The organism is Terriglobus sp. RCC_193, from assembly GCF_041355105.1.
Taxonomy (GTDB): domain Bacteria; phylum Acidobacteriota; class Terriglobia; order Terriglobales; family Acidobacteriaceae; genus Terriglobus.
In genome coordinates, this window is sequence record NZ_JBFUPK010000002.1 from 1,586,811 (window position 1) to 1,612,131 (window position 25,321).

The 25,321-nt window shown below is 58.1% G+C and carries 23 protein-coding genes and 1 tRNA gene; 14 read left to right on the top strand and 10 right to left on the bottom strand.

Annotated elements, in window-relative coordinates; all coding sequences use genetic code 11:
* Positions 1-8: 8 nt before the first annotated feature.
* Genes mtnP through AB6729_RS15465 form a run of 8 tightly spaced genes read left to right on the top strand, consistent with a single transcriptional unit; the run spans position 9 to position 7,926 of the window.
* The gene (gene mtnP / locus AB6729_RS15430) at positions 9-875 is read left to right on the top strand and encodes an S-methyl-5'-thioadenosine phosphorylase (RefSeq protein ID WP_371082520.1); all 867 of its coding nucleotides are present in this window, start codon (positions 9-11) and stop codon (positions 873-875) included.
* Positions 876-926: 51 nt separating this feature from the next.
* Positions 927-1,331, top strand: coding sequence for a four helix bundle protein (locus tag AB6729_RS15435; RefSeq protein WP_371082521.1), 405 nt, complete (start codon positions 927-929; stop codon positions 1,329-1,331).
* Between the two features lie 7 nt (positions 1,332-1,338).
* Positions 1,339-2,280 carry a PfkB family carbohydrate kinase gene (locus tag AB6729_RS15440; protein WP_371082522.1) on the top strand — a complete coding sequence of 314 codons (942 nt, stop codon included), beginning with the start codon at positions 1,339-1,341 and terminating at the stop codon, positions 2,278-2,280.
* Between the two features lie 55 nt (positions 2,281-2,335).
* Positions 2,336-4,027, top strand: a complete 1,692-nt coding sequence (locus AB6729_RS15445) for a hypothetical protein (protein ID WP_371082523.1) — start codon at positions 2,336-2,338, stop codon at positions 4,025-4,027.
* Complete coding sequence (dapF, locus tag AB6729_RS15450) at positions 4,024-4,836, top strand: diaminopimelate epimerase (protein WP_371082524.1); 813 nt, start codon at positions 4,024-4,026, stop codon at positions 4,834-4,836. The genes AB6729_RS15445 and dapF overlap by 4 nt, the downstream gene beginning before the upstream one ends.
* Positions 4,833-5,777: an LD-carboxypeptidase gene (locus AB6729_RS15455; protein ID WP_371082525.1), complete on the top strand. Its 945-nt coding sequence runs from the start codon at positions 4,833-4,835 to the stop codon at positions 5,775-5,777. The genes dapF and AB6729_RS15455 overlap by 4 nt, the downstream gene beginning before the upstream one ends.
* 7 nt (positions 5,778-5,784) lie before the next feature.
* Positions 5,785-7,203, top strand: a complete 1,419-nt coding sequence (gene mpl, locus AB6729_RS15460) for a UDP-N-acetylmuramate:L-alanyl-gamma-D-glutamyl-meso-diaminopimelate ligase (RefSeq protein WP_371082526.1) — start codon at positions 5,785-5,787, stop codon at positions 7,201-7,203.
* A 3-nt stretch (positions 7,204-7,206) separates the two neighbouring features.
* Entirely contained in the window at positions 7,207-7,926 is a 720-nt protein-coding gene (locus tag AB6729_RS15465; RefSeq protein WP_371082527.1) for a lysophospholipid acyltransferase family protein, read from the top strand.
* A 107-nt stretch (positions 7,927-8,033) separates the two neighbouring features.
* Here the strand turns inward: AB6729_RS15465 and AB6729_RS15470 are convergent, their stop codons facing one another.
* From AB6729_RS15470 to AB6729_RS15515, 10 genes are all read right to left on the bottom strand, one after another.
* Positions 8,034-8,810, bottom strand: a complete 777-nt coding sequence (locus AB6729_RS15470) for an SPOR domain-containing protein (RefSeq protein WP_371082528.1) — start codon at positions 8,808-8,810, stop codon at positions 8,034-8,036.
* Positions 8,811-8,843: 33 nt separating this feature from the next.
* A complete protein-coding gene (locus AB6729_RS15475; RefSeq protein ID WP_371082529.1) occupies positions 8,844-9,500 on the bottom strand; it encodes a hypothetical protein in 657 nt (218 codons plus the stop codon).
* Positions 9,501-9,648: 148 nt separating this feature from the next.
* Positions 9,649-10,938, bottom strand: coding sequence for a nodulation protein NfeD (locus tag AB6729_RS15480; RefSeq protein WP_371082530.1), 1,290 nt, complete (start codon positions 10,936-10,938; stop codon positions 9,649-9,651).
* 59 nt (positions 10,939-10,997) lie between these two features.
* Positions 10,998-12,578, bottom strand: coding sequence for a tetratricopeptide repeat protein (locus tag AB6729_RS15485; RefSeq protein ID WP_371082531.1), 1,581 nt, complete (start codon positions 12,576-12,578; stop codon positions 10,998-11,000).
* A gap of 8 nt (positions 12,579-12,586) precedes the next feature.
* Positions 12,587-14,260, bottom strand: a complete 1,674-nt coding sequence (locus tag AB6729_RS15490; RefSeq protein WP_371082532.1) for an ArnT family glycosyltransferase — start codon at positions 14,258-14,260, stop codon at positions 12,587-12,589.
* 48 nt (positions 14,261-14,308) lie between these two features.
* Complete coding sequence (locus tag AB6729_RS15495) at positions 14,309-14,608, bottom strand: DUF3467 domain-containing protein (RefSeq protein WP_371082533.1); 300 nt, start codon at positions 14,606-14,608, stop codon at positions 14,309-14,311.
* 25 nt (positions 14,609-14,633) lie between these two features.
* A tRNA-Leu gene (locus tag AB6729_RS15500) sits at positions 14,634-14,718 on the bottom strand.
* Positions 14,719-15,152: 434 nt separating this feature from the next.
* Positions 15,153-15,707, bottom strand: coding sequence for an asparaginase domain-containing protein (locus tag AB6729_RS15505; protein ID WP_371082534.1), 555 nt, complete (start codon positions 15,705-15,707; stop codon positions 15,153-15,155).
* Positions 15,708-15,819: 112 nt separating this feature from the next.
* Positions 15,820-16,155, bottom strand: a complete 336-nt coding sequence (locus AB6729_RS15510; protein WP_371082535.1) for a hypothetical protein — start codon at positions 16,153-16,155, stop codon at positions 15,820-15,822.
* A gap of 775 nt (positions 16,156-16,930) precedes the next feature.
* The gene (locus tag AB6729_RS15515; protein ID WP_371082536.1) at positions 16,931-17,479 is read right to left on the bottom strand and encodes a polymer-forming cytoskeletal protein; all 549 of its coding nucleotides are present in this window, start codon (positions 17,477-17,479) and stop codon (positions 16,931-16,933) included.
* Between the two features lie 245 nt (positions 17,480-17,724).
* Between AB6729_RS15515 and AB6729_RS15520 the strand changes: the two genes are divergently transcribed.
* From AB6729_RS15520 to AB6729_RS15545, 6 genes are all read left to right on the top strand, one after another.
* On the top strand, positions 17,725-18,420 hold the full coding sequence (locus AB6729_RS15520) for a hypothetical protein (protein WP_371082537.1): 696 nt from the start codon (positions 17,725-17,727) through the stop codon (positions 18,418-18,420).
* Between the two features lie 85 nt (positions 18,421-18,505).
* Positions 18,506-21,076, top strand: a complete 2,571-nt coding sequence (locus AB6729_RS15525) for a M1 family metallopeptidase (protein WP_371082538.1) — start codon at positions 18,506-18,508, stop codon at positions 21,074-21,076.
* Between the two features lie 14 nt (positions 21,077-21,090).
* Positions 21,091-22,119: a hypothetical protein gene (locus AB6729_RS15530; RefSeq protein ID WP_371082539.1), complete on the top strand. Its 1,029-nt coding sequence runs from the start codon at positions 21,091-21,093 to the stop codon at positions 22,117-22,119.
* Between the two features lie 9 nt (positions 22,120-22,128).
* Positions 22,129-23,151: a DUF4129 domain-containing protein gene (locus AB6729_RS15535; RefSeq protein ID WP_371082540.1), complete on the top strand. Its 1,023-nt coding sequence runs from the start codon at positions 22,129-22,131 to the stop codon at positions 23,149-23,151.
* Positions 23,148-24,365, top strand: a complete 1,218-nt coding sequence (locus AB6729_RS15540; protein ID WP_371082541.1) for a DUF4350 domain-containing protein — start codon at positions 23,148-23,150, stop codon at positions 24,363-24,365. The genes AB6729_RS15535 and AB6729_RS15540 overlap by 4 nt, the downstream gene beginning before the upstream one ends.
* The gene (locus AB6729_RS15545; protein ID WP_371082542.1) at positions 24,362-25,318 is read left to right on the top strand and encodes an AAA family ATPase; all 957 of its coding nucleotides are present in this window, start codon (positions 24,362-24,364) and stop codon (positions 25,316-25,318) included. The genes AB6729_RS15540 and AB6729_RS15545 overlap by 4 nt, the downstream gene beginning before the upstream one ends.
* Positions 25,319-25,321 lie beyond the last annotated feature (3 nt).

Genomic DNA, 25,321 nt, shown 5'->3' on the forward strand with positions numbered 1-25,321 from the left:
AGAACGCATTGGCACAGGCAGAGATCGGCATTATCGGCGGCAGCGGTTTGTACAACATGCCGGGATTGACGGACACCACGGAAATCAAGGTGGAGACGCCCTTCGGCGACCCATCGGAAACCATCGTGCTGGGCACGTTGGAAGGTCGTAAGGTCGCGTTTCTCGCGCGCCACGGCCGCGGTCACCGCATCCTTCCCACGGAGCTGAACTTCCGCGCCAACATCTACGCCATGAAGAAAATCGGCGTCAGCTTCATCCTCTCCATCTCGGCAGTCGGCTCGCTGAAGGAAGAGCACAAGCCCACAGACTTCGTCATCCCTGACCAGTTCATTGACCGAACGTTTGCACGCAACGCCACCTTCTTCGGCGACGGCATCGTCGGCCACGTTGCCTTCGGCGATCCCATCTGCTCTGTCGCAGCAAAAGCCTTTAAGCAGGGCTGCGATGAAGCAGGCGTCGTCGGCAAACTCGGCGGCACGTACATCAACATGGAAGGCCCGCAGTTCAGCACGCGTGCCGAATCGAACCTCTATCGCTCGTGGGGCGCAGACGTCATCGGCATGACCAACCTGCAGGAAGCCAAACTGGCCCGCGAAGCCGAGATCAGCTACGCCACCCTTGCCATGGTCACCGACTACGACTGCTGGCATGAAAGCCACGACGATGTCACCGTCGACCAGATCGTACAGGTCATCCACGCCAACACAAAGAACGCACAGGAAGTGCTGAAGGGCGCAGTCAAGGCATTGCCCAAGGACAACAGCGAAACACCGATAGCCAGCGCCCTGAAGTACGCCATCATGACCGACAAGAAGACCATCCCAGCAGCCACACGCGAAAAGCTGGCCATCTTTTTGGATAAGTACGAAGGCTAATTTTGTTTCTCTCGTTGTTCGTTGCTCACGTTCCTCTCGTAGGTGAATGCAATGGGAAAGTCGTTTCGTGAACTCGAAGTATGGCAGCGGTCAATGGAACTTGCGACCGCGATCTACCGTGTCACGGAAGGCTTTCCTCGCCACGAGACATACGGACTAAGCTCGCAGATGAGACGGTGCGCTGTATCAATCCCAAGTAACATTGCGGAGGGTTCAGCGCGAGCAACGAAACGCGATTTCTCGCACTTCATTACGATTGCCCGCGGATCGGCTGCGGAACTCGAAACTCAACTCGACATCGCACGCAGGCTTGGCTATGTCGATCAATCGAATTATGAATCTGTCGAGGCGCTCTGCTTTCGCGTGTCTCGAATGCTAACGAAACTGCTGGAGGCGATGCGCAACGCCGACTCCCGAGCAGAACGAGAGCAACGATTAACGAGAGCAACGAGGTAACGAAAGAATGTCCATCGTCGTAGTCGGTAGCGTCGCATTCGATACACTCACAACCCCCAAGTCGCATCGCGACAAGATTCAGGGTGGCGCTGCATACCACTTCGCGCAATCTGCGCGTTTCTTCACAGGCGTCCGCGTCATTGGCGTGGTCGGTAACGACTTTACACCAGAGCATGAAGCCACGATGACCAGCCGTGACATCGACACCACCGGCATCGAACACGCCGACGGTCTCTCCTTCCATTGGACCGGCGAGTACAAAGATGCCATGAGCGAAGCCATCACGCTCAACACAGAGTTGAATGTCTTCGGCAGCTTCGATCCCAAGGTGCCAGAGAGCTACAAGTCCTCGGACTATCTCTTCCTCGCCAACATCGAACCCACGCTGCAACTGCGCGTGCGTCAGCAGTTTCCCAATGCCAAGCTCGTCGCAGGCGACACCATGAATTACTGGATCGCCGACCACAAAGCGAACCTGCTCAAGACCATCGCGGAGCTTGACGTTCTCGTCATCAACGACGGCGAAGCGCGCCTGCTCACTGGCGAACACAACCTCGTCACCGCCGCGAAAAAGGTCATGGAGATGGGCCCTAAGTCGCTCGTCATCAAGCACGGCGAATACGGCGCAACCGCTTTCTTCTGCGACCGCTCTTTCGCCGGTGCAATGAACACCATTCCCTTCCGCGCGCCCGCATTGCCGATGGAAGAAGTGATTGACCCCACCGGCGCAGGCGATATGTTCGCTGGAGGCTTCTTCGGTTACATCGCATCGCAGCCGGAACTCACACCTCGCGTCTTCCGCACAGCACTGTTTTACGGCGGCGTGATGGGTTCGTTCGCTGTGGAGAAGTTTGGCTCGGAACGCGTACAGGAACTCACGCGCGAAGAGATTGAAGAACGCTTTAAACTGTTCCGCGAAATCTCGCACCTGGATCTCGATGCCGCGTAAATCCATTCCGGGCCAGCCACTGCGTTCCCCTCGCACTGTTGTGCGGAAGGCTGTCGTGCCTCGTCGCCCCTACGATCCCAACGCCATCTACCCGGCAACGCGCGATGAGTTACGACCCATTGCGCTTGCTTCTGTCGTGCTCGGCTTCCTCGCGTTGATGGTGGTTGCCTCGCGCGGATGGATGCTGCTGTACGGCGACGCCGTTGCTCACCTCGGCATCGCACGTCGCATCCTCGACGCGCGCTATCCCGGCATTGCGCAACTCGGCGGTGTGTGGCTGCCTCTGCCGCATCTGCTCATGCTGCCGTTTGTGCAGCGTATGGACTGGTGGCAGAACGGCGTTGCAGGAGCGTGGCCTTCGCTTGTGGCATACGTCTTTGCCAACACCGGCTGCTATGCACTGGCACGCAAACTGGTTCCTCCGCCCTGGGCATTCGCTGCGACAGCTTTCTTCGCGCTCAATCCGAACCTGATGTATCTCGCCACCACTGCCATGACGGAGCCTTTGTTTCTCGCGCTTATGGTGTGGTCCATCGTCGTCGCGTATGACGCAGTGGAAGCATTGCAGACCGCAAAGATTCGCACTGTAAAGTGGCGTTTCTTCATCAGTGGTCTGCTCACGTTTGCCATGGTCATGACACGCTACGACGGATGGATCCTCGGCGCGATCATCTGGCTTGTACTTGCAGTGGCATGGTGGCGTTCCGGCGAAACAACGCGCAAAGCCACGCAGACTTCGTTCGTCGTAATGACGCTCATCACCATCGCGGGCCCCATCCTGTGGCTCTGGTACAACGCAAAGTATCAGGGCGACTGGCTCGACTTCATGCGCGGCCCGTATTCCGCAAAAGCAATTGAAGCCAAGACCACGCCACCTGGATCGAAGCCGCGCCGCGGCATGTACAACCCCGGCTGGGCATTCCTTTATTACACGCGTGCCGCACAGGTTGATGCAGTGGCGTATGAGCTTGGCTTCGGCGTGCTGGCTGCGGCCATCATTGGTTCGTATCTCGCGTGGAAGCAGCGCCTCTCGCGTGTGGTGCTTCTGCTGTGGGTGCCGCTGCCGTTTTACATCTACTCCATCGCATGGGGCAGCGTTCCGCTCTTCGTCCCGCAGTTGTATCCGGGTTCGTATTACAACTCGCGCTACGGCATGGAGCTTCTGCCCGTCTTTGCCATCTTCACCGCCATTGCATGCGCTGCGGTGGAGCGCAAACTCAGTACACAAAGCAAGAAGAAGGGCGATATCTTTTTCTTCCTCGTGCTCGTCGCTATCCTCTTCAACATCATCGCGATGATGGGCAGCTTCGGCAATTTGCTGCAGAAGGTCCGCGGAGAAGACGCAAAAATTCCCAAGTGGCTCAGCGCACCTCCGCTGGTCTTTCAGGAAGGCATGGTCAACGCATCCACACGCATCCCGTTTGAGAAAACGCTTGCGCAGGAGATGCTGCGCATCGGCCCAGGCGACACCATCATGTTCAACACCAACGACCACATCGGCGCGATTCAGGACGCAGGCATCCCGCTCAAGCGTCTCATCAGTCCGTTGGATTCCGAGACATTCAACAAGGCAGCTGCAGCACCTGCAAAGTACGCCAGGATCATCGTCGCCATCGACGGTGATCCAGTCGCGAAAGCAGTCGCAGCCCACCCTGAAGGTCTCACCGAAATTGAAGTGGTCTGCAACAGTGGTCAGGGCTGCGCGCGTTTCTACCGCAGCGATGTGTATCAGGGAGGCGTTCAGTGATTCCGTTTGTGAAAGCGCATGCGTGCGGCAATGATTTCCTGATCGTCGAAGAGACGCTTGCCAGCGGCAAACATGCGCAGATGGCGCGCCTGCTGTGCTCACGCAATTACAGCGTGGGCGCAGACGGCGTGGAGTTCCTCGCACGCAAATCTGATGGCTCGTTCTTCCTGCGCCTCTTCAACGCAGACGGCTCGGAAGCAGAGCTGTCCGGCAACGGCACCCGCTGCGTAGCCGCATGGCTCGGCTACAGCGAAGGTCTCCGCGAAACAAAGATGGGCACACCCGGCGGTGAAAAAATCTGCCGCGTCATCGAGTGCAACGAAGAACACTTCCTCATTGAAACGTCGATGGGCATTCCCAAAGTCGAAGAACGCATCGTTCGCGTCGAAGGTGTTGGTGACGTAGCCGGTGCAGTGGTCGACGTAGGCAATCCCCACTTCGTCATCTTCACCAACGACGAAGCCTTCGCATCACACGGCCTCGCATGGGAAGACCTCGGCGCGCGCGTCTGCACGCACCCCGACTTTCCCAAAGGAACAAACGTAGAGTTTGTGCGCGTCATCGCCCCCAATGAAATTGCCTTCCGCATTTATGAACGCGGCGTCGGCCCCACACAGTCCTCCGGCACAGGAACCTCCGCATCCTCCGCAGCAAGCATCGTGTTGCGCGGCTGCAACCGCACACTCGAAGCATCGTCGCTCGGCGGCGCACAGCGTGTGGTGTGGAATGAAGGCGAACAGCTAATGCTCACCGGGCCTGCGCAGATTGTCTGCAAAGGTGAGGTCAGCCTGCAGGGGATAGAAGCGTGATTCGCCCTGCAAGATTGAAGCCCGGCGCACGCGTTGCCATCGTGTCGCCGGCCAGCACTCCGAAAGAAGCATTGGTACGTCGCGGCATGGAGCGCTTTGCGTCTCTTGGCTACCAGCCAGTGCTGTTTCCATCCGCACTTGCATCCGGGCCGCTCTATTACGCAGGCGACGTGGCCGCACGAGTGAAAGACCTTCACGATGCCTTTCGCGATCCCTCCATCGACGCCATCCTCTGCACGCGCGGCGGCTGGGGCACAGCAGAGCTTCTGCCGCATCTCGATGCAGACTTAATCAAAGCAAATCCCAAACCCTTCATCGGCTTCAGCGATCACACGACACTGCACCTGTGGTTCGCGCAGACATGCGGCCTGCACACGTTTTACGGCCCCATGATCTCGCCGGATTTCGCACGCGGTGATGTCCTTGCAGACGGCGTTGATCTGCACTCGTGGCGTCACGCACTGGAACAAGCAGAATCATGGGAAGTGGATGCAAAGCAGGGTATGCGTGTCCTGCGCAGTGGCAACACAGTAGAAGGCACACTCTACGGCGGATGCCTCGCACTGCTGACAGAATCACTGGGAACACCGTGGGCCATGCAGATGCCTGCGGGCGACATCATCCTCTTCGTGGAAGAAGTCGGCACCCACCCCTATCAGTGGGATCGCATGATGCTGCATTTGCAATACGCCGGTCTGCTCGATCGCGTAAAGGGTATCGTCTTTGGAAACATGGCACAGTGCGCGGAGGATGCAGGAGAAGCCGCGCTAATTGAAAAAGCATTACTGCACAATCTGCGCAACTGGAGCGGGCCCATCGCCATCGGCCTTCAATGTGGCCACGTGAATATGCCAAACGTAACGCTGCCGCTGGGCGTGAAGGCGCGCCTCACATGCGCCAATGCGGCAGAGTTGCAGATACTGGAAGCGGCGGTAGAGTAAGTAAGTCATGCACGGAACGAAACACATCCATCTCATCGGCATTTGCGGCACGGCGATGGCATCGCTCGCGGGCATGTTGCAGGCGCAGGGGCACCGGATCACCGGCTCGGATGCAGCGGCCTATCCGCCCATGAGCGATCAGTTACTGGCTATGGGTATCACGCCCATGCAGCCTTATAACGAAGCGCATCTCGATCCCGCGCCAGACCTCGTCGTCATCGGCAACGCCATCTCGCGTGGCAACGTGGAGCTTGAGGCCGTGCTCGATCGCCGCTTGCCCTTCACCAGCATGGCCGCGCTTATCCACGATGAATTCCTGCGCAACCGAGAACCACTTGTCGTTACCGGAACGCACGGCAAAACAACAACGACCAGTATGCTCGCGTGGATCTACGAGACTGCAGCAAAGCAGAACCCGCAGTTCACGCCGTCGTTCCTGATCGGTGGTGTTGCAGAAAACTTCGGCACCAGCTTCGCTGTGCGGGAGTCGTCGCCCTTTATCCTCGAAGGCGATGAATACGACACCGCCTTCTTCGACAAGGGGCCGAAGTTCCTGCATTACTTCCCCTCCGCGGCCATTCTCACGCATGTGGAATTCGATCACGCAGACATCTACGCTGATCTCGCCGCGGTGAAAACAGCATTCAAGCGCCTCGTGAATCTCATCCCGCGCCGTGGTCGCCTGATCGCATTCGATGCGAGTGAAAACGTAACGGAGTGCATCGCCAAAGCCTTCTGCCAAGTGGGGCGCTATGGCTTTAAAGAAGGTTCGTTCTGGAAACTAACGAATTTCGAAGCGGGTGCCATATCGCGCTGGACGCTCCTGCGACGGGGCGAACACTTCGCGGATCTTGAACTCCCCATGGCGGGCGAGCACAACGCACTGAACGCATCCGCTGCCGCCGCACTCGCAGCAGGAGAGGGCGTTCCGGCGGCTGCCATCGTCGAAGCGCTGAAAACCTTCCGCAGCGTAAAGCGCCGCCTGGAAGTACGCGCAGAGGTTGACGGCATCACCATCATCGACGACTTCGCGCACCACCCCACGGCTATCCGCGAAACGCTGCGTGCGCTGCGCGGATCGTATCCTGGTCGCCGTCTTATCGCTGTTCTTGAACCACGTTCCAACACGCTGCGTCGCAATGTCTTCGAGCGCGAACTCATCGAAAGCCTCGCCATGGCAGATCGTGTGGTGCTTGCAGAGGTCTATCAATCCGCCAGTATCCCCGCGGAGGAACGCCTACATCCCGCAGCCGTTGTCGGTGCATTGAACATTGCGGGTGTGCCTGCCACTTTGCTACCCGACGCCGACGCTATCACCACGGAGCTGGCAGCCTCACTGCACAACGGTGATGTTGTCGCCATCCTCTCCAACGGAGGTTTCGGTGATATTTACAACAAGCTGCCCGCGGCGCTGAGGTCTCGATAAATCATGTGGGCCGCAATCAAAATGGTCATTACCTTCGCCGGACTTGGCATTCCGGCGGGCCTCGTCCTTATCCCCTGGACATTTCTCACGAAGAAAATCCAGCCCATGTACCGCGTGGGCAAATGGATCTCCGCAGCAGGCATCCGAGCAGCGGGAATCAAGGTGGAGCAGCATGGCCGTGAAAATATCCCGGACCGCCCAGCCATCTTCGTTCCCAACCACATCTCCAACCTTGATCCACCGATCATGGTGCCGCTTATTCCTGGCACACCCAGCATCATGCTGAAGGCGGAGCTGCTAAGGATTCCTGTGCTGGGCAGGGCATGGCAGATGGCAAAGTACGTCCCCGTCTACCGCGAAGGTGGCCGCGAAGCCGCGGTGCGCACCGCGCGTTACGCCGCAGAGGTCATTCGTGGCGGACTATCCATGCTCATCTTTGCAGAAGGCACGCGCTCGAAAACGGGACGTCTGCAGGCATTCAAGGCAGGCCCATTCCACCTCGCGCAATCCACGGGAGCCCCCATCGTTCCAGTAGCTATTTCCGGCACGGAATCCATGATGCGGAAGGGAAGCTCCAGGGTCTATCCCGGTGTGGCGAAGGTGACATTTCTGCCGCCGGTGGATCCAGCAGATTATCCCAACCGCGCAGAAATGGTGGCAGAGGTACGCCGACGCATCATCAGCGCGTTGCCGGATGCCATGCAGCCATTGGAAGCCGAATAAGCGATACGTGGAATGAGTCGCTAACGCAGCAGGAATCCAGGACCCTCATCACGACCAGGAACACGCGCGGAAGCGCGTCGAGAACAGCACGGACCGCATGAAGCGCGCTATTTCAGGAATGCGTTGTAGCCGTCTGACAGCAGCTTCTGCCGTGTGGCTTCCGCAGACTTGCGATCCGTGAACGGGCCAATCTGCACATGGATCAGGCGATCGCTCGCATCGCTGCGTTCCACCACCTTGTATCCACGACGTCCCAGCGCACTCTTCAGCACGTCAGCATCTTCCTGGTGCGAGACGGCGGCAATCTGCACAAACACAGCACCAGCCGAAGCCACAGCAGACGTTGTTACAGGAGCTGTCGCTGCTACCGGAGCTGGCGGAGGCGTAGCCCGTACAACGGGGGCGGGCGCAGCAGCAGTCGCCGCAACGGTGGTGCGTGTAGCAGCCGGAACAGCAGGCGTTACAGCAGCACGAGCAGGAACTGCCGCAACACTCTGCGTTGACTTGCTGTTGGCGTCGTTTGCTTCCTGTTGCGACATATAGCCCGGCACCGGCTGAATCGCAGGCGATCCCGGGGCAGGCTTGTCTGAAGCAGAACTGTGGGAAGCAGTATCGTCTGCAGTGGTATCCGTCGTCGCGGAGTTCGCTGCGGTCACCGGCGCTTGCGTGGACTTGCGGCCCATTGAGTAACCAAACCCGAAGAAGACGGCGCAGATCAGTGCCAGCGCAAAGAACAGCGCCAGCACAGTCCCTGTGTTCAACGTCACTTCGCGATCTGCGGTCGAGTGGTCGGCCATTTCCACGGAGCGTTCACGGCTGCGATTCTCCGCACCACGGCGGGTGCGGAGAGAAATATCGTCATCCGTATCGAACAGGGAACTCATCGCCGATTGATCCTCGCAGAATCGCTATCGAAGTTAGAAGTGTACGAAGAAGCCCACTTCAGGTTGCGTGGTGAAGGTGGTCTTTTTGATGCGCAGATAGTTCTGGTCGAAGTCCGGAGCCTTGTAGAAAAGCTGGCGGACGCCAAAGCGGACGCCAAAACTCTGCGAGATCATTTTTTCGCCGCCCACATGGTAGTAGTACGTCATGCGTGCCTGCGGCTGCAGGCTCTGGCCACCATACTTCGTCGGCGAAAACGCATAGACACCCACGCCGCCGCTGACAAATGGCTGGAAGCCAAGAATCTGGTGCGGAGGCCGAACCAGGTAGCCCACGGTGTATTCGCTGGCGGTGGTCTGTGTGGCAAACGGGCTGGTGTAAGCGCCTGTGCTGGCGTTCAGGTTGCAGCAGCTATAGCTCTGCGTCACACGGCCGTAGCTATAGTTGAATTCAAAACCCTTATAAGCCGACTTCTGCGCGCGAATCGTTGCCAGCACGCCGGCTGCGGAGCTTGCGCTTTGCGACAGAGGGTAGGGAACATTGGGCGCGTTGCTGGTGATCGTGCCGTTGACATCCTTTGTAAAGAAGGCCATGCCGGAAATGCCAAGATCAAAGTGCGAGAAGAACTTGCTCGCGCGGGTGGCGGTGGGTTGAGCGTCCTGCGCATGCGATAGCACGGGAGAAAGGGACAAAAGGGCAATCAGGAGAGTTGCAAACCGCTTTGGCATTAGACAGCAAAACCTCGCCGGGCGTATGTTCACCGGATGCTTTCAGTTTACGCGAAGCCAGCCGGATGTGACCGGGTTCCGCAGGACGGAAGTCGGAACCGTCGGAATTACCTCAGGCGTTCCCGATTCCTGGTTGTTCCAGGCTGGAGGCCAGGGGGACGGCCGTTACTTCCAGCAGCATGCCATCGGCACGCAGCACCTTTACGTGGTCACCCGCTGCCACGGCGCTGTCTTTTGAGGTCAGGCGTGCCCGCCACAGCTCTCCGCGCACCAGAATATGACCTTCCGGAGCTAACGGCGTCTGCGCAATAGCCAGCCACCCCAGCATGGCGTCCGATCCGGTCCGCACCTTGGAGCGCCGAGCTTCCAGGCCCAGCACCATCAGTGCTGCCGTCACGCCGCCAAACCCAACGCCCGCGCCAATCGCGGTGCCCCAGCTTACCTGTAGTGCCGGCAGTGGCCCATTCACCAGCCACCCCAACCCCAGCACCATGCAAACAACACCTGCCGTGGCGAACCAGCCATGTCGAGAGGTCGTCGCCTCCAGGACCATCAGCGCAATCGCCAGAACGCACAGCGACACGCCGGTGCCCGTCAAAGGCAGCCGCGTCAGCGAGTACACCGCCAGCAGAACCAACAGCACACCGGCTGACCCCGGAACAACGACGCCCGGCGTGTTGATCTCCAGGTAGATCAACAGCAGACCCAGCGTCAGCAGCAGAACACACAGGTTCGGGTTCATCAGCGCCAGCAGCAGGTCTGTCTGCGGTGAAGGCCTGTCATATTCCACGTGCGCGTGCGTCAGGTCCACCTTTTGGTGAATGCCGTTTTTGCGATATCCCGTGTCCCTCAGAAAACGAAGCACGTCCGCCTGTTTCTCTGCGGTGCCGTCAATCAGACCCATCGGTTGCGCATCGACTGCGTTGAACCAGTGAATGCCGCTGCTCAGTTCGTCCACCGCATCCAGGCGGCGACCGTGCCTCCGCAGCGCATCCGCCAGTGCCACGGTAAGCTGCTGGCTTCCGGTCGATCGGTCCACGGGACGCTGTCTGCGGGGTGTCTCTGTCCACAGCGGAGTCAGGAAGCTGCTCTTGTTCATGAGCACGACATCCGCCTCTGCCACCAATCGCAACGCCTCTCCGCTGACGCGGCTGTCGCCAGTACCCAGCCACACAATAATCGGCGTCTGCGAACTCCGCATGGCTGCCGTCATACGATCCGCGGAAACACTCATCCCTCCCGGAGAACTCAGGTTCACCAGAATGGCCGCGGCATGCAGCCGATTGGCACGCCTCACAGCATTCACGAATACTTCGGCGCTTGCCGGTTGCAGCGTGTCATGAAAATCAATCCCCACTACCAGTGGCGGAGGCGTCGGCTTCGTCGGCTGTGCAGCGTACAAAGACGCACACCAGCACATCAGAAACAGGAAAAGAGAAATAGGCCAACAGCGGAATCGCCTCATGGAAGCGACACCCCGCGTCCTGCCAGCAGGTTCTTCATTGCCAGTGCCGAACCATTTTGCGGTTCCAGCCGCAGCGCATTGGCCACGTCCGACGCAGCGGCAGCGTTGTTGTTCGCGCTGATGTCCAGCCGTGCCAACACCAGGTAAGCGGCGGCATTCGGCTTCGCATTCAAACTGGCCTGCGCTTCCTTGCGCGCGTCATCGGTGTTGCCGGAACGTTCCCGCACCATCGCCAGCCCGGCATGGGCTTCTGCCGATTTCGGATCGGCCTGCAGCGCCGACTGGAACTCGCGTTCCGCCTCCAGCACCAGCCCCTGGTTCAGATAATCCTGTCCCGCCTGCGTATAAGCGGTCGCCTGCTGATCTGCGGGCAACGAAGCAAGATGTGCCGCGCGAATCTGGTCGAGCTGGAATGCAGCCTGCCGGAACGCCGCCTCGGAATACGTGCGGCGTATGCGTTCCTGCGGGTCAAATCCTGCGGGGGCCTGCTGCGTGCCGTTCATCACCGCCTGTAGCTGCTTCGCCTCCGCATCGTTCGGCTTCAGTTTTACGGCCTGATCAATCTGTTCCTTGGCGTGAACGTTATCGCCCTTGCGTCGATAGCTCACCGCCAGGTTAAAGTGATAATCCGCATCCTGTGGATCGGCCTGCGAAGCCCGAGCCAGTTGCGGGATGGCATCTTTGTGCTGACGAGCCATCGCCACAGCCTGGTTATTCACCACTTCCGGCAACGGCAGCTTCGTACTTACCGTGGCAAACGCGCCTTCTGCGTCGGCATACTTCGCATTGTTAAACTGCGCCAGCCCACGATAAAAACCCGCCTCCAGCGCCAGTGGATCATTCGATGGCACCGTGCTCAGCGTCGCTGCTGCTGCGGCATAATCGCCGCGTGTGTATTGCATCTTGCCCAGTGCCAGCAGCGCTTCCGTGTTGCTCGGCGCAAGCTGCACCGCAGTCTTCAGGCGATTCAGACGTTCATCCGCAGTCGGAGCCGTAAGCCCGCGGATGTAGCTCTCATACGCATCCAGCTTCAGCCCCGCCGATGCTGCTTCAAACGTTGTCTGCGACACGTTGAGCTTCGGGTCCATGGTGCGCGCTACCAGCCACGCCAGGTTGTTCTCCACATCCAGCAGGCGCGGCAGCCCTGCACTCTGCTGCAGCGGTGCAGTCATGTCCAGCTTGTTTACCGCCAGCACCTGCGCATTGGCGGTAACGTTTCCATCCGCAACATTGAAGTTGCCCACCACCACAAACTGCGCATCCAGCGTCTGTGCAATGCGAATGGTCGTCGCGCGCGAGGGGCGAAATCCTTCCGGCAATCCAAGATGATCCAGCGCATACACGCGGTCATCGCGCGAAATCGTCAGAAAACCAGCCGACTGCAACCGTGCATTCAGTGTGTTGGCAAACGACTCGCCAATCCAATCCAGATTCGCCTGCCCGGAGCGGTTATCAAACGGCAGCACCAGCACCACGCGCCCGCCCGCTTCTTCCTGTGCCTGTGCCTGCGCCGCAAAGGCTGGAACAACGGCGGTAACGGCCACAAGTACAGTCCGGCTGAGGGTGGTCAGACGCATAGGCAGGATTATAGTTTGCGGCCCGAAGCCATGCCGCGAAAGGGAGACAGCAACCGCACATCATAGCCACGTGGGAATGTGATCACTGCTGCCCATTCGCCCTTGCGATCCTCTTCCCACACCACCTGCCCGTGCAGCATCGCAGCAGCCTCTGCCGGTAGCAGGTCAGCATGATAGTCGTAGAACCGCTTGTCATCATTGCGGCTGTGCCCCGCCAGATTCAGCCCACCCATCGGCGGGTCATACTTTGTGGAAAACACAATCACCACGTCATACGCAGACGGATTCACGGTAGCCTTGCGCAACTCTTCGCGCGAAAAGTTTTCTGTAGCGGCTGTCTTCACCGGCGTCTTCAGATAACCCAACTCAGGCCGCTGCAAATCCGCCAGCACCGGCCACGCCGTCAATACCGTCGCCTGCGGATACCGGCTCGTCACAAAATCAATCGCGTGCTGATGCACCACAATCATGTCGCGATACGCCAGGTTATCTTCCGGCGCAAACGGATACGGCGGATTCACCTCGCACCCAATCGCAAACGCAACCAGCGTTAACGCAGCAATCAGCGGCCACCGCCGCATCCGGCTCTGCCATGCGGCCACGCACACCATCAACAACAGCGGATACGCAGGCAGCAGATAGCGCGTCAGCAACGCGCCGCCAAGTACCGAAAACGCAATCCACTGCACCACTAGCAACACCGTAATCATGCGCAGTGCAGGCCGCGGCAGAATCGGCTTACCCGTCCGCGAAGGCAGCAGAAAAATCATAATCGCAGCCAGCACCGGAAGGTAAAGATTCATATGCAGCGTCAGGTGAACAAAGCGATGCCGCATCGAAAGCAACACACGATGCACGCTCATGTTCGCCGTAGCGTTGTAGCGCAGATATTCAGGATTACCGAAGGTGAAGCCAGTCTTCCAGTGGTGATACACGTACCAAAGCACCAGCACCAACGCCGGAACAACAAGCGCCAGCAACCATCGCCAATCCAACCGATGAGACTGCTCTGCATCCTCTGAACCTGCGATGCGTGCCATCACCGCAGGCCGACGATCCGCCAGCAGCATCACCTCAAAACAAAACAGCGCAGCCGGAATCACAATCGCTGTTTCCTTTGCCAAGCAGGCCAGCGAAAACAGCACAGCAACCCACACCGCATTGCGCTGCACTGAGCCATGCGAAACAGATAAGGTCCATCCCGGCCGGTCCGCATAAAAACAAAGCGCCCACAGCGTAAACGCGGCAGCAAACATATCCGCATGTGCCAGCGTCGATTGCGCAAACCAAACCGGATAGATCGCCGTAAGCACCAGCACGGCAAATGCTGCGGCCTGCCCCACAAACATCCGTGCCAGTTTGAACACAGCCAGCAAAGCGAATGTCGTGACCACACACATCAATAAACGTGTCGAAAGAATGTGAAAGCCGAAGGTCTTCCACCATGCCACCATCACAACGCTCGGCAGCGGAGGATGCGCATTGCGCACCGTCGTGACAGGAATCACCGTACCGAAACGAAAAAAATCCCAAGCCGCCGGAATGTAATAACCGCCTTCATCCCAGAAGTAGGGCAGGCGCAGCAGCGTCACATGCAGCAGTGTCACCGCTGCAAACACAGGAGCGAAGAGTCTCGTGACAGAGATCGGCGCGCGTTCCTGTGCGTCGATCCTGCGTGTCACTTGCTCTTCGCTCCGTGGGTCTTGCTGAAATGAAAAGGGGAAAGCGGCTTACTGAACCTGTCCGCCCTGTGCCAGCGGCTCCAGCTTGATTTCGCCGAAGGTGCCTTCGTACTGCGCCAGGTTCTGGCCCAGGATGTTGAACAGAGCCTTCGCCTGCTGCGGCGAAAGGAAGATGCCCTGCTTCGTGAGGAAGGTGACCTCTTCAGGCGAGTTGGACTGCATGGTGCCGAAGACCAGCTGGAAATCCCACACGCTCATGCGGATCTGTACGCTGTTGGCGTACACGTCGTTGTAGTCGTCGCTCTGGGTCACGCGAAGGGTGGGTTCGATCTGTGTGTTGTCGCTCATGATCTCTCTGGTGAAACAGGATTCTTGGTGCGGGAGAGGGGACTTGAACCCCTACGGATCGCTCCGCTAGATCCTAAGTCTAGTGCGTCTGCCAATTTCGCCACTCCCGCGGCCGTGCATCCAGTCTAAATGCCTTTTCCCAAGCCCGTATGCCCCACCCCACGCGGAATCTGAATATCCCGGGAACATCCCCCACCGAAAAATGTGTCGTAACCCTAAAGCCCGTCATTCTGAGCAAAGCGAAGAATCCCGACGAACCTTTGCATCGCCCATGCCGTTCGGAGCCTTCCAGCCACAGAACCGGGTGCCCCAGGTTCGCGAAGCTAACCTGGGTATTCGTGCGAAGCACGAACCAGCAAAACTCATACGGTCAAGGGCCGTCATTCTGAGCCGGATGCCCCACATCTCGCCTCTGAGATGTGGGCCGAGCGGCAAAGCCGCTCCATTCGCACAAAGTGCGAGTGCTTTCGGCAGGGCAGGGCTTTAGCCCAGCCGTAGAACGTCTCGAAGAACGGGGCTTTAGGCCCCTGAGGGGATTTCCCGCCTACACATGCCGAAAGCGGCTGTTTTCACGATCTTTAGCCACGTTCCCGATCGGGAACACGTCGCCATGAAAGACCAGAAACACCCCATCATTCAACAGCCGCGTCGCCAGCAGGCCCTCCGTCAGGTTCTGAATCGCATCCGATCCTTCAATCCCAAACGGCGTCATCGCTCCGGTAAAGACGACGGGAATATTCCCCGCACCGGCATTGTGTGCCAGCGCATCGGCCACCACCCTGCCCGTTTCAACCACAGTATCGGTGCCATGCGTCACCAGCACAGGAACGCCTTCCATCGCCTTTGCCACCGCACGCTCTGCAATCAGCCTGCGGTCGTCATCCGTCATGAACAAAGAGTCCTTGTTCATCAACTCTTCCACGGTGATTTCAATATCCGGCAACCGCAACAGTGAAAGACAGCGGCGAATCTGCGGCTCCGTATTTTCCATGGAGCCAGCCTGCTCCACATACCGCTTCTCAATGGTGCCGCCAGTCGTAATCAGGTGAACGCGATGCATCCCCACATCATAAGGCGACGGCAACAGAACCGGGTTCAAAACGGAGGGATATTCAACGAACAGAAACTCACAACAACGAGTGCCCCGGGCTTGCAAAGCTACCCGGGGGCATCGCGAGAATCCGAGAGGAAAGGAGTCCGCTTCAGTGGGATCAGAAGGCCGCCCGTACGCCGCCATTAAAGACGCGACCATCAAGCGGCGCCCACGCATCGGTAGTCCATCGTCCATCGACACCGCGTGTGGGCCGAAGCAGCGGATCGTACTTCGTTTGCCGAACGTTGCCGAGATTCTCGGCATTGACATAAGCCTTGAAGCGACCGAAGTGTTTCTCGACAAGAAAGCCGAAGAGTACATACGGCTTTGAAAACGATCGGTACGGGTTGTCATCCAGGCGTTGGGAGCCTGTGTAGTAGGCCTCTAAGCCGATGCGTGCGTTGTTCTCTTTCTCCCACGTTCCTACAAGCCCCGCGCTGTGCCTCGGCCGCATTTTTCGGCTAGCTGACCAATCGTCAAAGTATCCATGTCGTGATTTCTAACGATATGCCCCGTACGTAACTACGGGTCAAGTAACTACGAGTCAAGCGAAACTCCTAGCTCAAAGACCATAGTATTCAGCGAAGTTCATACGGCCAAAGGCCGTCATTCTGAACAAAGCGAAGGATCCCAACACACTTCATCGCGCCAAAGCCGCCGATGCCTTCCAGCCAAAAACCAAACCAGCTTCGTAAAAGCGAAGCTCAACGAATGAAGTTCGTTCCCCAGCAAAGCTCCTCCGTTCAAAGCACCGTCATCCAGCGAAGCTCATACGGTCGTAGACCGTCATCCTGAACGAAGCGAAGCGTAGCTGAAGGACCTGCATTCCCACACACCCTCTACAACGCACCAGGAAACCCAAAACGAACCACGCGCGCCCACGGAACGATCATGGCTGGCACCAGTACGAAGTACCCGAGAACGGCAACGAAGTGCTGTCAACCCCCTACACCACCCAACCCCAACAAACAAAAAGAAATAACCTTGGCATGCTATTTCCACCAAACCACTAAAATAGAAACAGAATAGAAAAGGGCCGCGCAAAGCGCGGCCCTAACCCGTTTAGAAAGAAGATTTTGCCCCTAACCCCAATGGGCAGAGGATTTTACAGCCACTAAAACCATAACCCCAATGAAAAGACGATTTTAGAAAAACAAGGGGAGGGCCCTCTACACCGCAAAAGGAAAGACCCCGCCAAAGCGGGGTCTTTTCCTTGAGGTGTAATTCGCTTACGAAGCCGATTCCGCGCCAACAAGCTGGCCCTGTTCGGCTGGAGCGGAAGTCGTGGTGGCAGCAGCGGCAGCCTTCGGGTCGCCGGGCTTGCGGATGTCGATGCCGCCCTTGAAGAACGCGCCATCTTCAATGGAGATGCGGGCTGCAATCACGTCGCCCGTCAGCGAGCCTTCGCTGCGGATGTCAATGCGGTCGCTTGCCTGGCAGTTGCCGCGAACCTTGCCCAGGACCACGATCTCGCGGGCGGAGATGTTCGCCGCCACCTGACCATTGCGGCCCACGGTGACGCGGTTGCCCGGCAGGTTGATGGTGCCTTCGATGCGGCCGTCGATGTACAGCGATTCCGAGCCGGTAACCTCGCCCTTGATCATCAGGCTCTTGCCGATGGTCGCCTGCTCGCCGGTAGCGGCAGGTGCCTGCGGACTGGCGGTGCGGGTGCTGGGCTGCTGTTCATAGGACGACACAGCAGGAGTGGTGCTGGGACGGACGGGTTCAGGGGTGGAGGGTGTGGCAGCGCCGGAGCCGGGAGTGTTGGGTTTCCACATGAGCTTCTTGAGTTTCCTTTCGGCTTGAAAATCCGGGCGGATAAGCGGCATTGAGGCCGGTTTCCGCAAGAACTTATGCCTGCATCTTACGCCTCCGTTTACTCGGTAGATTCTGCCAACTAGCGGAAAACTCTACCCAATTTAGGGAGGAACCTTCCTGGATACGCGAAAATCCCTTCGCCACGCCAAAGAGCGCAAATCTCTGGTATTTGCCCCGATAGCTTCTGCAGCATTACTCTCCGCGTATGCGTTTCTTCCGGGTCATTGGAGCTCTTATTGCGTGCGCGGCATTGCTGGTTGCTCATGCTGCCGCGCCAAAGGTTCATACGGTAGCGCTTGGTGCCGTTCGTCGTGTGCCGTTTATTGCCGCTGACGTGACCACCGACGCGAAGGATGACGAGGCTGCAAGCCTGCGTATCCGTCCGCTGATCGTCGATGGCAAGACTCGTGAATGGGTGACAGGAGACACGCACGACATCACAGAACGCAGCTTCGTAGCGCGCCGCGTACTGCACATCAACGATGCGTTGCCTGGCGAGAAGTCGGGCCGCTGGGTCTGGCAGCCGGGCTCGTGGATACTGGTCGATCGCATCTCCGGCCGTGTCACAGCGCTGCATCTTCCGGACTTCGATGCCAGCGTCAGCGACGTGGTCTGGTACCGCGACTACGCAGCATATTGCGGCATCCACGCTACAGCCAGGACAAGTGGGCTGAGCGCGGAAGTATGGCAGATCGGTGCACACAAGGCCGCGCTGTCCAAGGTCATCGCGCCGTGGCCGCAACCAGAACGTGTTCGCCCCGTCTGCCTTCCTGCCGTATGGCAGCGCGAACCTATGCGCGTCACGGTGAAGCCCAACGGCAGCGATCCGGTTGTCTACAACGTAGTCGGCACCTCCTCCCAACTGGTGGAGGACGGCGAAGGTGGAGATGACGACAACTGAGTCGCCACAGTTGACACCGCACGCGCTGCAGTAACACCTCTATTCCCCGATACCCATGCCGGGGACTCAGGCATACACTGTCCGCATGCGTCTTCGTTTTCTCCCTTTTGTTTTTGCAGTTGCAGTCGCGGCTTCCGCGCAGCGCCTTCCCTCGGACGTTCATCCCGAGCATTACGCGCTCCATCTCACACCTGATCTGAAGGCCGCAACGTTCACGGGCGAAGAGACGATTGATCTAGTGCTGGATGCACCGAAGACATCCATTACGTTGAATGCCATCGAGCTGAAGATCAACAGTGTGAAGGTAGTTCGCCAACGCATTGCAGACGCGCAGAAGCCGGAACTGGGGAAAACCGGAACCGTAAGTTACGACACGGACAAGGAACAGGCAACATTCACCTTCGCCTCGCCGTTGCCTGCAGGCAAAGTGTCGCTGTCTATCCAGTTCACGGGCATCCTGAACGACAAGCTGCGCGGCTTCTATCTCTCCAGGACGGCGAAGCGCAACTATGCGGTGACACAGTTTGAGGCCACCGATGCGCGGCGCGCATTCCCCAGCTTCGACGAGCCTGCGATGAAGGCAACGTTCGATCTGGCCTTGACCGTGGACAAAGGCGATACGGTGATCGCCAACACCAACATGACCAGTGACAAGCCTGCAGACAACGGCATGCACACGCAGGCCTTCGCCACCACGCCGAAGATGTCCACGTATCTTCTGGCCTTCCAGATAGGCGATTGGACATGCTCCAAAGGCGAGTCCGATGGCATTCCCATCCGCGTCTGTTCCACGCCGGACAAGGTTGCACTAACACCCTTCGCCGTGAAGGCAGCGGAACACTTCCTGCATTACTACGACCAATACTTCGGCGTGAAGTACGCCATGCCGAAACTGGACCTCATCGGCATCCCTGACTTCGAGGCTGGTGCGATGGAGAACTGGGGTTGCATCACCTATCGTGAAACCGCATTGCTGGTGGATGAGAAGAACTCCTCCTTGAGTGACCGCAAGAACGTGGCGATTGTGGTGGCGCACGAGATGGCGCACCAGTGGTTCGGCGACCTCGTCACCATGAAGTGGTGGGACAACCTGTGGTTGAACGAGGGCTTCGCTACATGGATGGAGACGAAGGCAGTGCACGAGTGGCAGCCCACATGGGGCGTGCTCGAGGACGAAGCACAAACCCTCAACAGCACGCTGAACCTGGATGCCGCCGCACAAACACGCGCCATCCGCAGCAAGGCCGACACCCCGGAAGAGATCAACGAGCAGTTCGACGGCATCGCCTATGGCAAGGCAGGTGCTGTCATTGGCATGGTGGAACACTACATTGGCGAGAGTGCCTTCCAGCGCGGCGTGCACAGCTACATGGAAGCGCACAAGTTTGGCAACGCCACGGCGGAAGACTTCTGGGGTGCACAGACCAGAGCCAGCAGTAAACCTGTTGATGCAGTGATGGAGAGCTTCGTCGCACAGCCGGGAGAACCGTTGCTGACCTTTACCGGGGATGGTAAAGGAAGCTATGCGGTGAAGCAGAGCCGCTTCTTCCTCAATCCTCCTGCGACAAAGCCGATCCAATCGTGGTCCGTTCCCGTATGCCCGGCGAAGGGAACATGCCAGGTGATTCGCGGTAACTCTGACATTACCGCAAATGCGCCGGAAGGCCTGCGGAATGCAGATGCCAGAGGCTACTACCGCAGTAACTACGACGCAGCTACCTTGCAGTCCGTGTTGCAACATGCACCTTCTTACACCGCACCGGAACGCATCCTGCTGGTGGGTGATCGTTACGCCCTGCTTCGTTCCGGCCAAGGCTCGGTTGGCGAATATATGCAACTGGTGGAGGCACTGCGTGCGGACCCAAGTGCGCAGGTGTTGCAGCAGAGTGTGAGTGGGCTGGGTTCCCTACGCAGCCGCGTCGCCACCGATCAACAGTCGGTGCAGATTCAAGCATGGGTGCGGAATGAGTTTGGCCCGGTCTATCACTCGCTGGGAGAAGCATCCTCATCGGAGTCCGTGGGAGCGGAGCAACGCCGCGTAACACTGTTCAGTCTGCTCGGTGGCGCTCAAGATCCCGCTGTGCTGGCTCAGGCAAATACCATTGCGAACGCATACCTCAGCGGCGACAGCAAGGTAGACCCTGAGCTTGCGCAATCGGCACTGGCCATTGCCGCGCAGCACGGTGATGCTGCGTTGTATGACCGCATGCAGCAAGTGGCACAGACCAGCATCGATCCCAACCGGCAGACGCAGGCGCTTTATCTTCTGGCATCGTTTGAAGACCCTGCGTTGGTGAAACGCACTCTGGATGATGTAGCTGCAGGCAAGGTCCGCAATCAGGATAGTTGGATACTGCTTCAGATCCTGCTGCAATCACGCAAGACGCGTCAGCAGACGTGGACCTATATCAAAGAGCATTGGGATGCGATTCACGCACAGTTGACCACCAGCAGTGGCAACCGCCTGGTGTCTGCAACCGGTGCATTCTGCTCGCAGGAAGAGCGTGCGGATGTGCAACAGTTCTTTGCTTCGCATAAAGTGGAATCCTCAGACCGTGCTTTACGTGACGCGTTGAACAGCATGGACAGTTGTGTTCGGTTCCGCGGCCAGCAGCAGCCGGGTCTGCAGCAGTGGTTATCATCTGTTTCACACTAAGAAAGAGAGCGACGATGGAAACGCAGCCTGGTTATCAGGGATTCTTGCCGTCGAGTTATGGAGCGCCTGCGATGCAACAGAGCATCGCGCCTTCACCTGTACAGCCGCCCATGCTGCGGCCTCTTTCCACTGGTGAGATCCTTGACCGCACCCTTGCCCTGTACCGCAGACACTTCTGGCTGTTCGTCGGCATCGGCACCTTGCCCGCAACGGTTGTCGCGTTGAGCACCGCGCTGCGGCTGATGTTTCTGAAGAGCTTCACGCAGTTCCCGGGACCAACTGCGGGGAATCCTAACGCAGCCTCACAGGCGATGGGCGCCATGGCTCTGATGCAGGTCGCATTTCTACCTGCGCTGTTGCTCTTCTTCGTGGCTTATGGAGTAGCGCAGGCTGCTACGGTGCGGGCTGTCCAGCAGTTGTCGCTGGGCACGCTTCCGACTGCAGTAGAAGCTTATCGTGTAATCCGAGGTCGGTGGCTCCGCTGGACTGGCATTGCGCTGCGCCAGATATGGAGTGTTATGTGGCCTATTGCGGGCGGCGTGCTGATGATGGTGATTGCGCTGCTGCTGCCGGGCGGAGTAAACGCGCACCCCGTAGCTTTTGTCGGACTTGTGTTGTTGGGGTGGCTGCTACTCATGACCGGCCTTGTCTTTGGTGTATTGAACTATCTACGTTTAGCACTGGCCCCGACCGCTGGTGTGATGGAGGATCTTGGCGTTAATGCATCACTGCGGCGCTCGCGCGCTCTGGTGGCAGGACGGAAAGGCCGCATCTTCCTGGCGCTTTTGCTCGTGTACGTTCTGCACATGGTGGCTGGTGGTCTGCAATTGCCATTCGTTTTTCTGGCGCAGACCATGCACGGCGCGCAACGTGTTTTGCTTCTTGCAACTGACTTACTGATTGCCTTCATTGCCACCGCTTTGGTTTCTCCTGTGGCTTCCATCGCAATGGCTATGTTCTATACGGACGAGCGTGTGCGTCGCGAGGGTTATGACATTGAACTGTTGCTGCAGCGTTCCGTTGCAGAACGCGCCGAAGCCTGATTGCGGACGATGATCTTCTCGCAAGGCGTGCGTCGATTGATTTTGGTGATGGTGCTCGTCGTGTCGTGCATGCGTGCGCAAGCGCAGGTACCCGCGTTGACGCCGCCACAAGGACTGCCTTCACTACAGGACGTTTCTGTTGAAGAATATCGGCATCATCTGGACCAGCTACGTATCCTGGTCGCAGATTGCGGTCGTGTGGTAACTGCCTGTGATCCTGAGAGCGTGGGCAATGATGATCGTGTCCATCCTTTGCAAGGGCAGTCCTATGCGGTGCGTTACGGATGGCTGCGGGCAGTGCTGGATGATCGAGATCCCGCAATGCATCGTTCCCGTACGGAACTGCTTGCACAAGCGGAACAAAGGTTAAGTGAGCAGGAAGAAGAGCTGAATCATCCTCAGTTCGCTTCATCATTGCGGCAGGAAGATCGTCTGCAACGTGATCGTGTGCTTACCCTGAAAGAGTTTCAGGTGGTGCACGAATACTCCTGGCGGGAACGTGTCAGCGCATGGCTGTCAGAGAAACTGGCGCGTATCTTTGGCGGTGCGGCTTCGCTTGGCCGGATCGCTCCATGGTTTGGAAAAACTCTGGAATGGGGATCGTTGCTTGCGGCGATCACGTTGCTTGTTCTTTGGGTCTATCGCACTCTGGATCGACAACGTACTGCGCTTGGAAAATTGACTGGTGATGTGGCAAAGCGCGAAGCGATTGAAGCATCGCGGGCATGGTTAGAACTGGCACAGATACACGCTTCGAATGGAGAATGGCGCGACGCTGTTCGTTGTCTTTATTGGGCAAGCATTGTTTTGTTGGAAGAGCGTCGTACATTGCGTCGCAGCGAGACACGCACGCCAAGAGAAGCACTGCAACTGCTGGTGGTTTCTCCGCAGTTGCGTGAGCCGCTGGTGGCGCAGACTGCTGCTTTCGAGCGCATCTGGTATGGCTTTGCCAACGTTGCGCAGGAAGACTATGAAGCGGCACTGCAGAACTATCGCCGTGTGCAGGGCGTTGTGACAGGAGCGACAACATGACGTCGCAGAACGCAGACCGTCGTGCCGTGTTGTGGGTGCTCGGGGGCATGGTGCTCCTTGTGACTCTGACTGCCGTCTTCGCTCCTGCAACCAGCGACGACGACAGAATGCCCACCACGTACAATCCCGGCGCGGCCGGCTGGAAGGGTGCGTATCTTCTGCTGCAACGTCTCGGTTATAACGTAAGCCGATCCGATTCATCTGCATTGGTGCTGGATCAAGCAGATGCTGCCCACACAACATATGTGCTGGCTGCACCGAACACGCCTGCGGAGGACGCTCAGAAACGCGACTACGATGCGGTGGAACGCTTCCTCCGCCGTGGTGGCCGTGTTATCGCAACCGGATCGCGCGGCGCGCTGTTTCTTCCCGGTGGTCGCACTGGAAAGCCCACGCAATTCGTAGGAGATCTGTGTAATGCATCGCCGGAAGGAAATAGTGCGTTGGCGCAGGTGGGAAGCTTTTCACTGTATGACATCGCCCCGTGGAATGCACTGGATCCGCTGGTCCGTGTGGATGCACGATGCGGCGCGGATGCCGTGCTTGTGCATCGGGAGTATCCGCACGGAGGTGTGATGATCTACCTCGCCTCGTCGGAGCCGTTTAGCAATCGCGGGTTGAAGCAGGATCAGTCATTGCATCTGTTACTGCTTGCGATGGGGCCTGCATCGGGTGAGGGGCGTCGTGCTGTGATCTTCGATGAGTTTTATCACGGCGAGCAGGCGTCGCCCTCGGATTACCTGCATGGTTTGCCATTGCGCTCGCTCATCGTGCAGGCATTGCTTGTACTTTTGTTGCTGATGTTCACCTATACGCGCCGCAGCGGACCGATACGTGAACCGCTTCTGGTGCCGCGCACATCGCCTCTGGAATTTGTAGAGAGCATGGGCGCATTGTATGAACGTGCAGGTGTATCCAAGCCGGCCACAGACGGAGCTCACCGGAGACTTATCAGCTTTCTGATGTCTGTTTGTGGTCTCCCGGCTGATATGACCGATTCCAACCAGAGAATTGCAGACTTTATCTCGCAGCGGTTCGGAGAAACTCAAGAATCGTTGGCCACAGTCCTGGATCGTCTGCTGGCCGCGCGTTATGAAAGCCTGAGGCCACGGGATGCACTTGCGCTTGTGCGGGCCGTGGACGCAGAAATTGAACGACTGCAGCGCATGATGAAAACATCGCAGTCTCAACCGCTTGTACAGGAGATGAAGTGAACACCACGAGCCATTCCCTTGAATTGTTCCAGAGCGGTCGCGAAGAGCTTGGCCGCGTTCTTGCCGGGCAGCAGGAGTTGATTGAGCAGTCTCTTCTGACGTTACTCTGTAGCGGACACGCACTTATCGAAGGTGTTCCAGGTGTGGCCAAAACACTTGCGGTGAAGACATTGGCTCGTTTCCTTGGATTGGATTTTCATCGTGTACAGGGAACGCCGGACATCATGCCCGCGGACATTCTTGGAACGAATGTCTTCTCCCCAAAGACGGGTGAGTTTGCGATGCATCGCGGTCCAGTATTTACGGAGTTTCTGCTGGCCGACGAAATCAATCGCATGCCCCCAAGAACGCAGGCAGCGCTACTGGAGTCCATGGAAGAGCGGCAGGTAACGCTGGATGGCCAGACGTATGCCTTGCCGTTATATTTCACTGTTTTTGCAACGCAGAATCCTCTTGAATTTGAAGGTACGTATCCTCTACCGGAGGCGCAGCTGGATCGCTTTCTGCTGAAAATTCGTGTTGCGTATCCGGAATTAACTGACGAACGCGTCATCCTTGAGCGTCATCATGCAATTCCGGTAGGCCATCGTTTGGAAGATGTGTCGTTGACGCCTGTAGCGCCACAATTGCTGGAAGCGGCGCGGGCAGAAGTGCGTGCGGTGCAGGTAGAGCCAGCGTTGTTTGATTACCTTCTGGCTGTTGTACGTCGCACACGAGAATGGCCCGCGTTGACGCTTGGTGCATCGCCCCGTGCTGCGACAAGTCTGCTGCTGGTTGCCAAAGCCTATGCCGCGCGCGAGGGCCGTAACTATCTTCTTCCTGACGATGTGAAGGCTGCAGCTGCACCTGTCTTGCGTCATCGACTCATTCTGAAACCGGAAGCAGAGCTTGAAGGGTTCAGTGCGGATCGCGTAATTGCGGATGTGCTCGCTGCTACACCGCTCCCGCGTTAACAG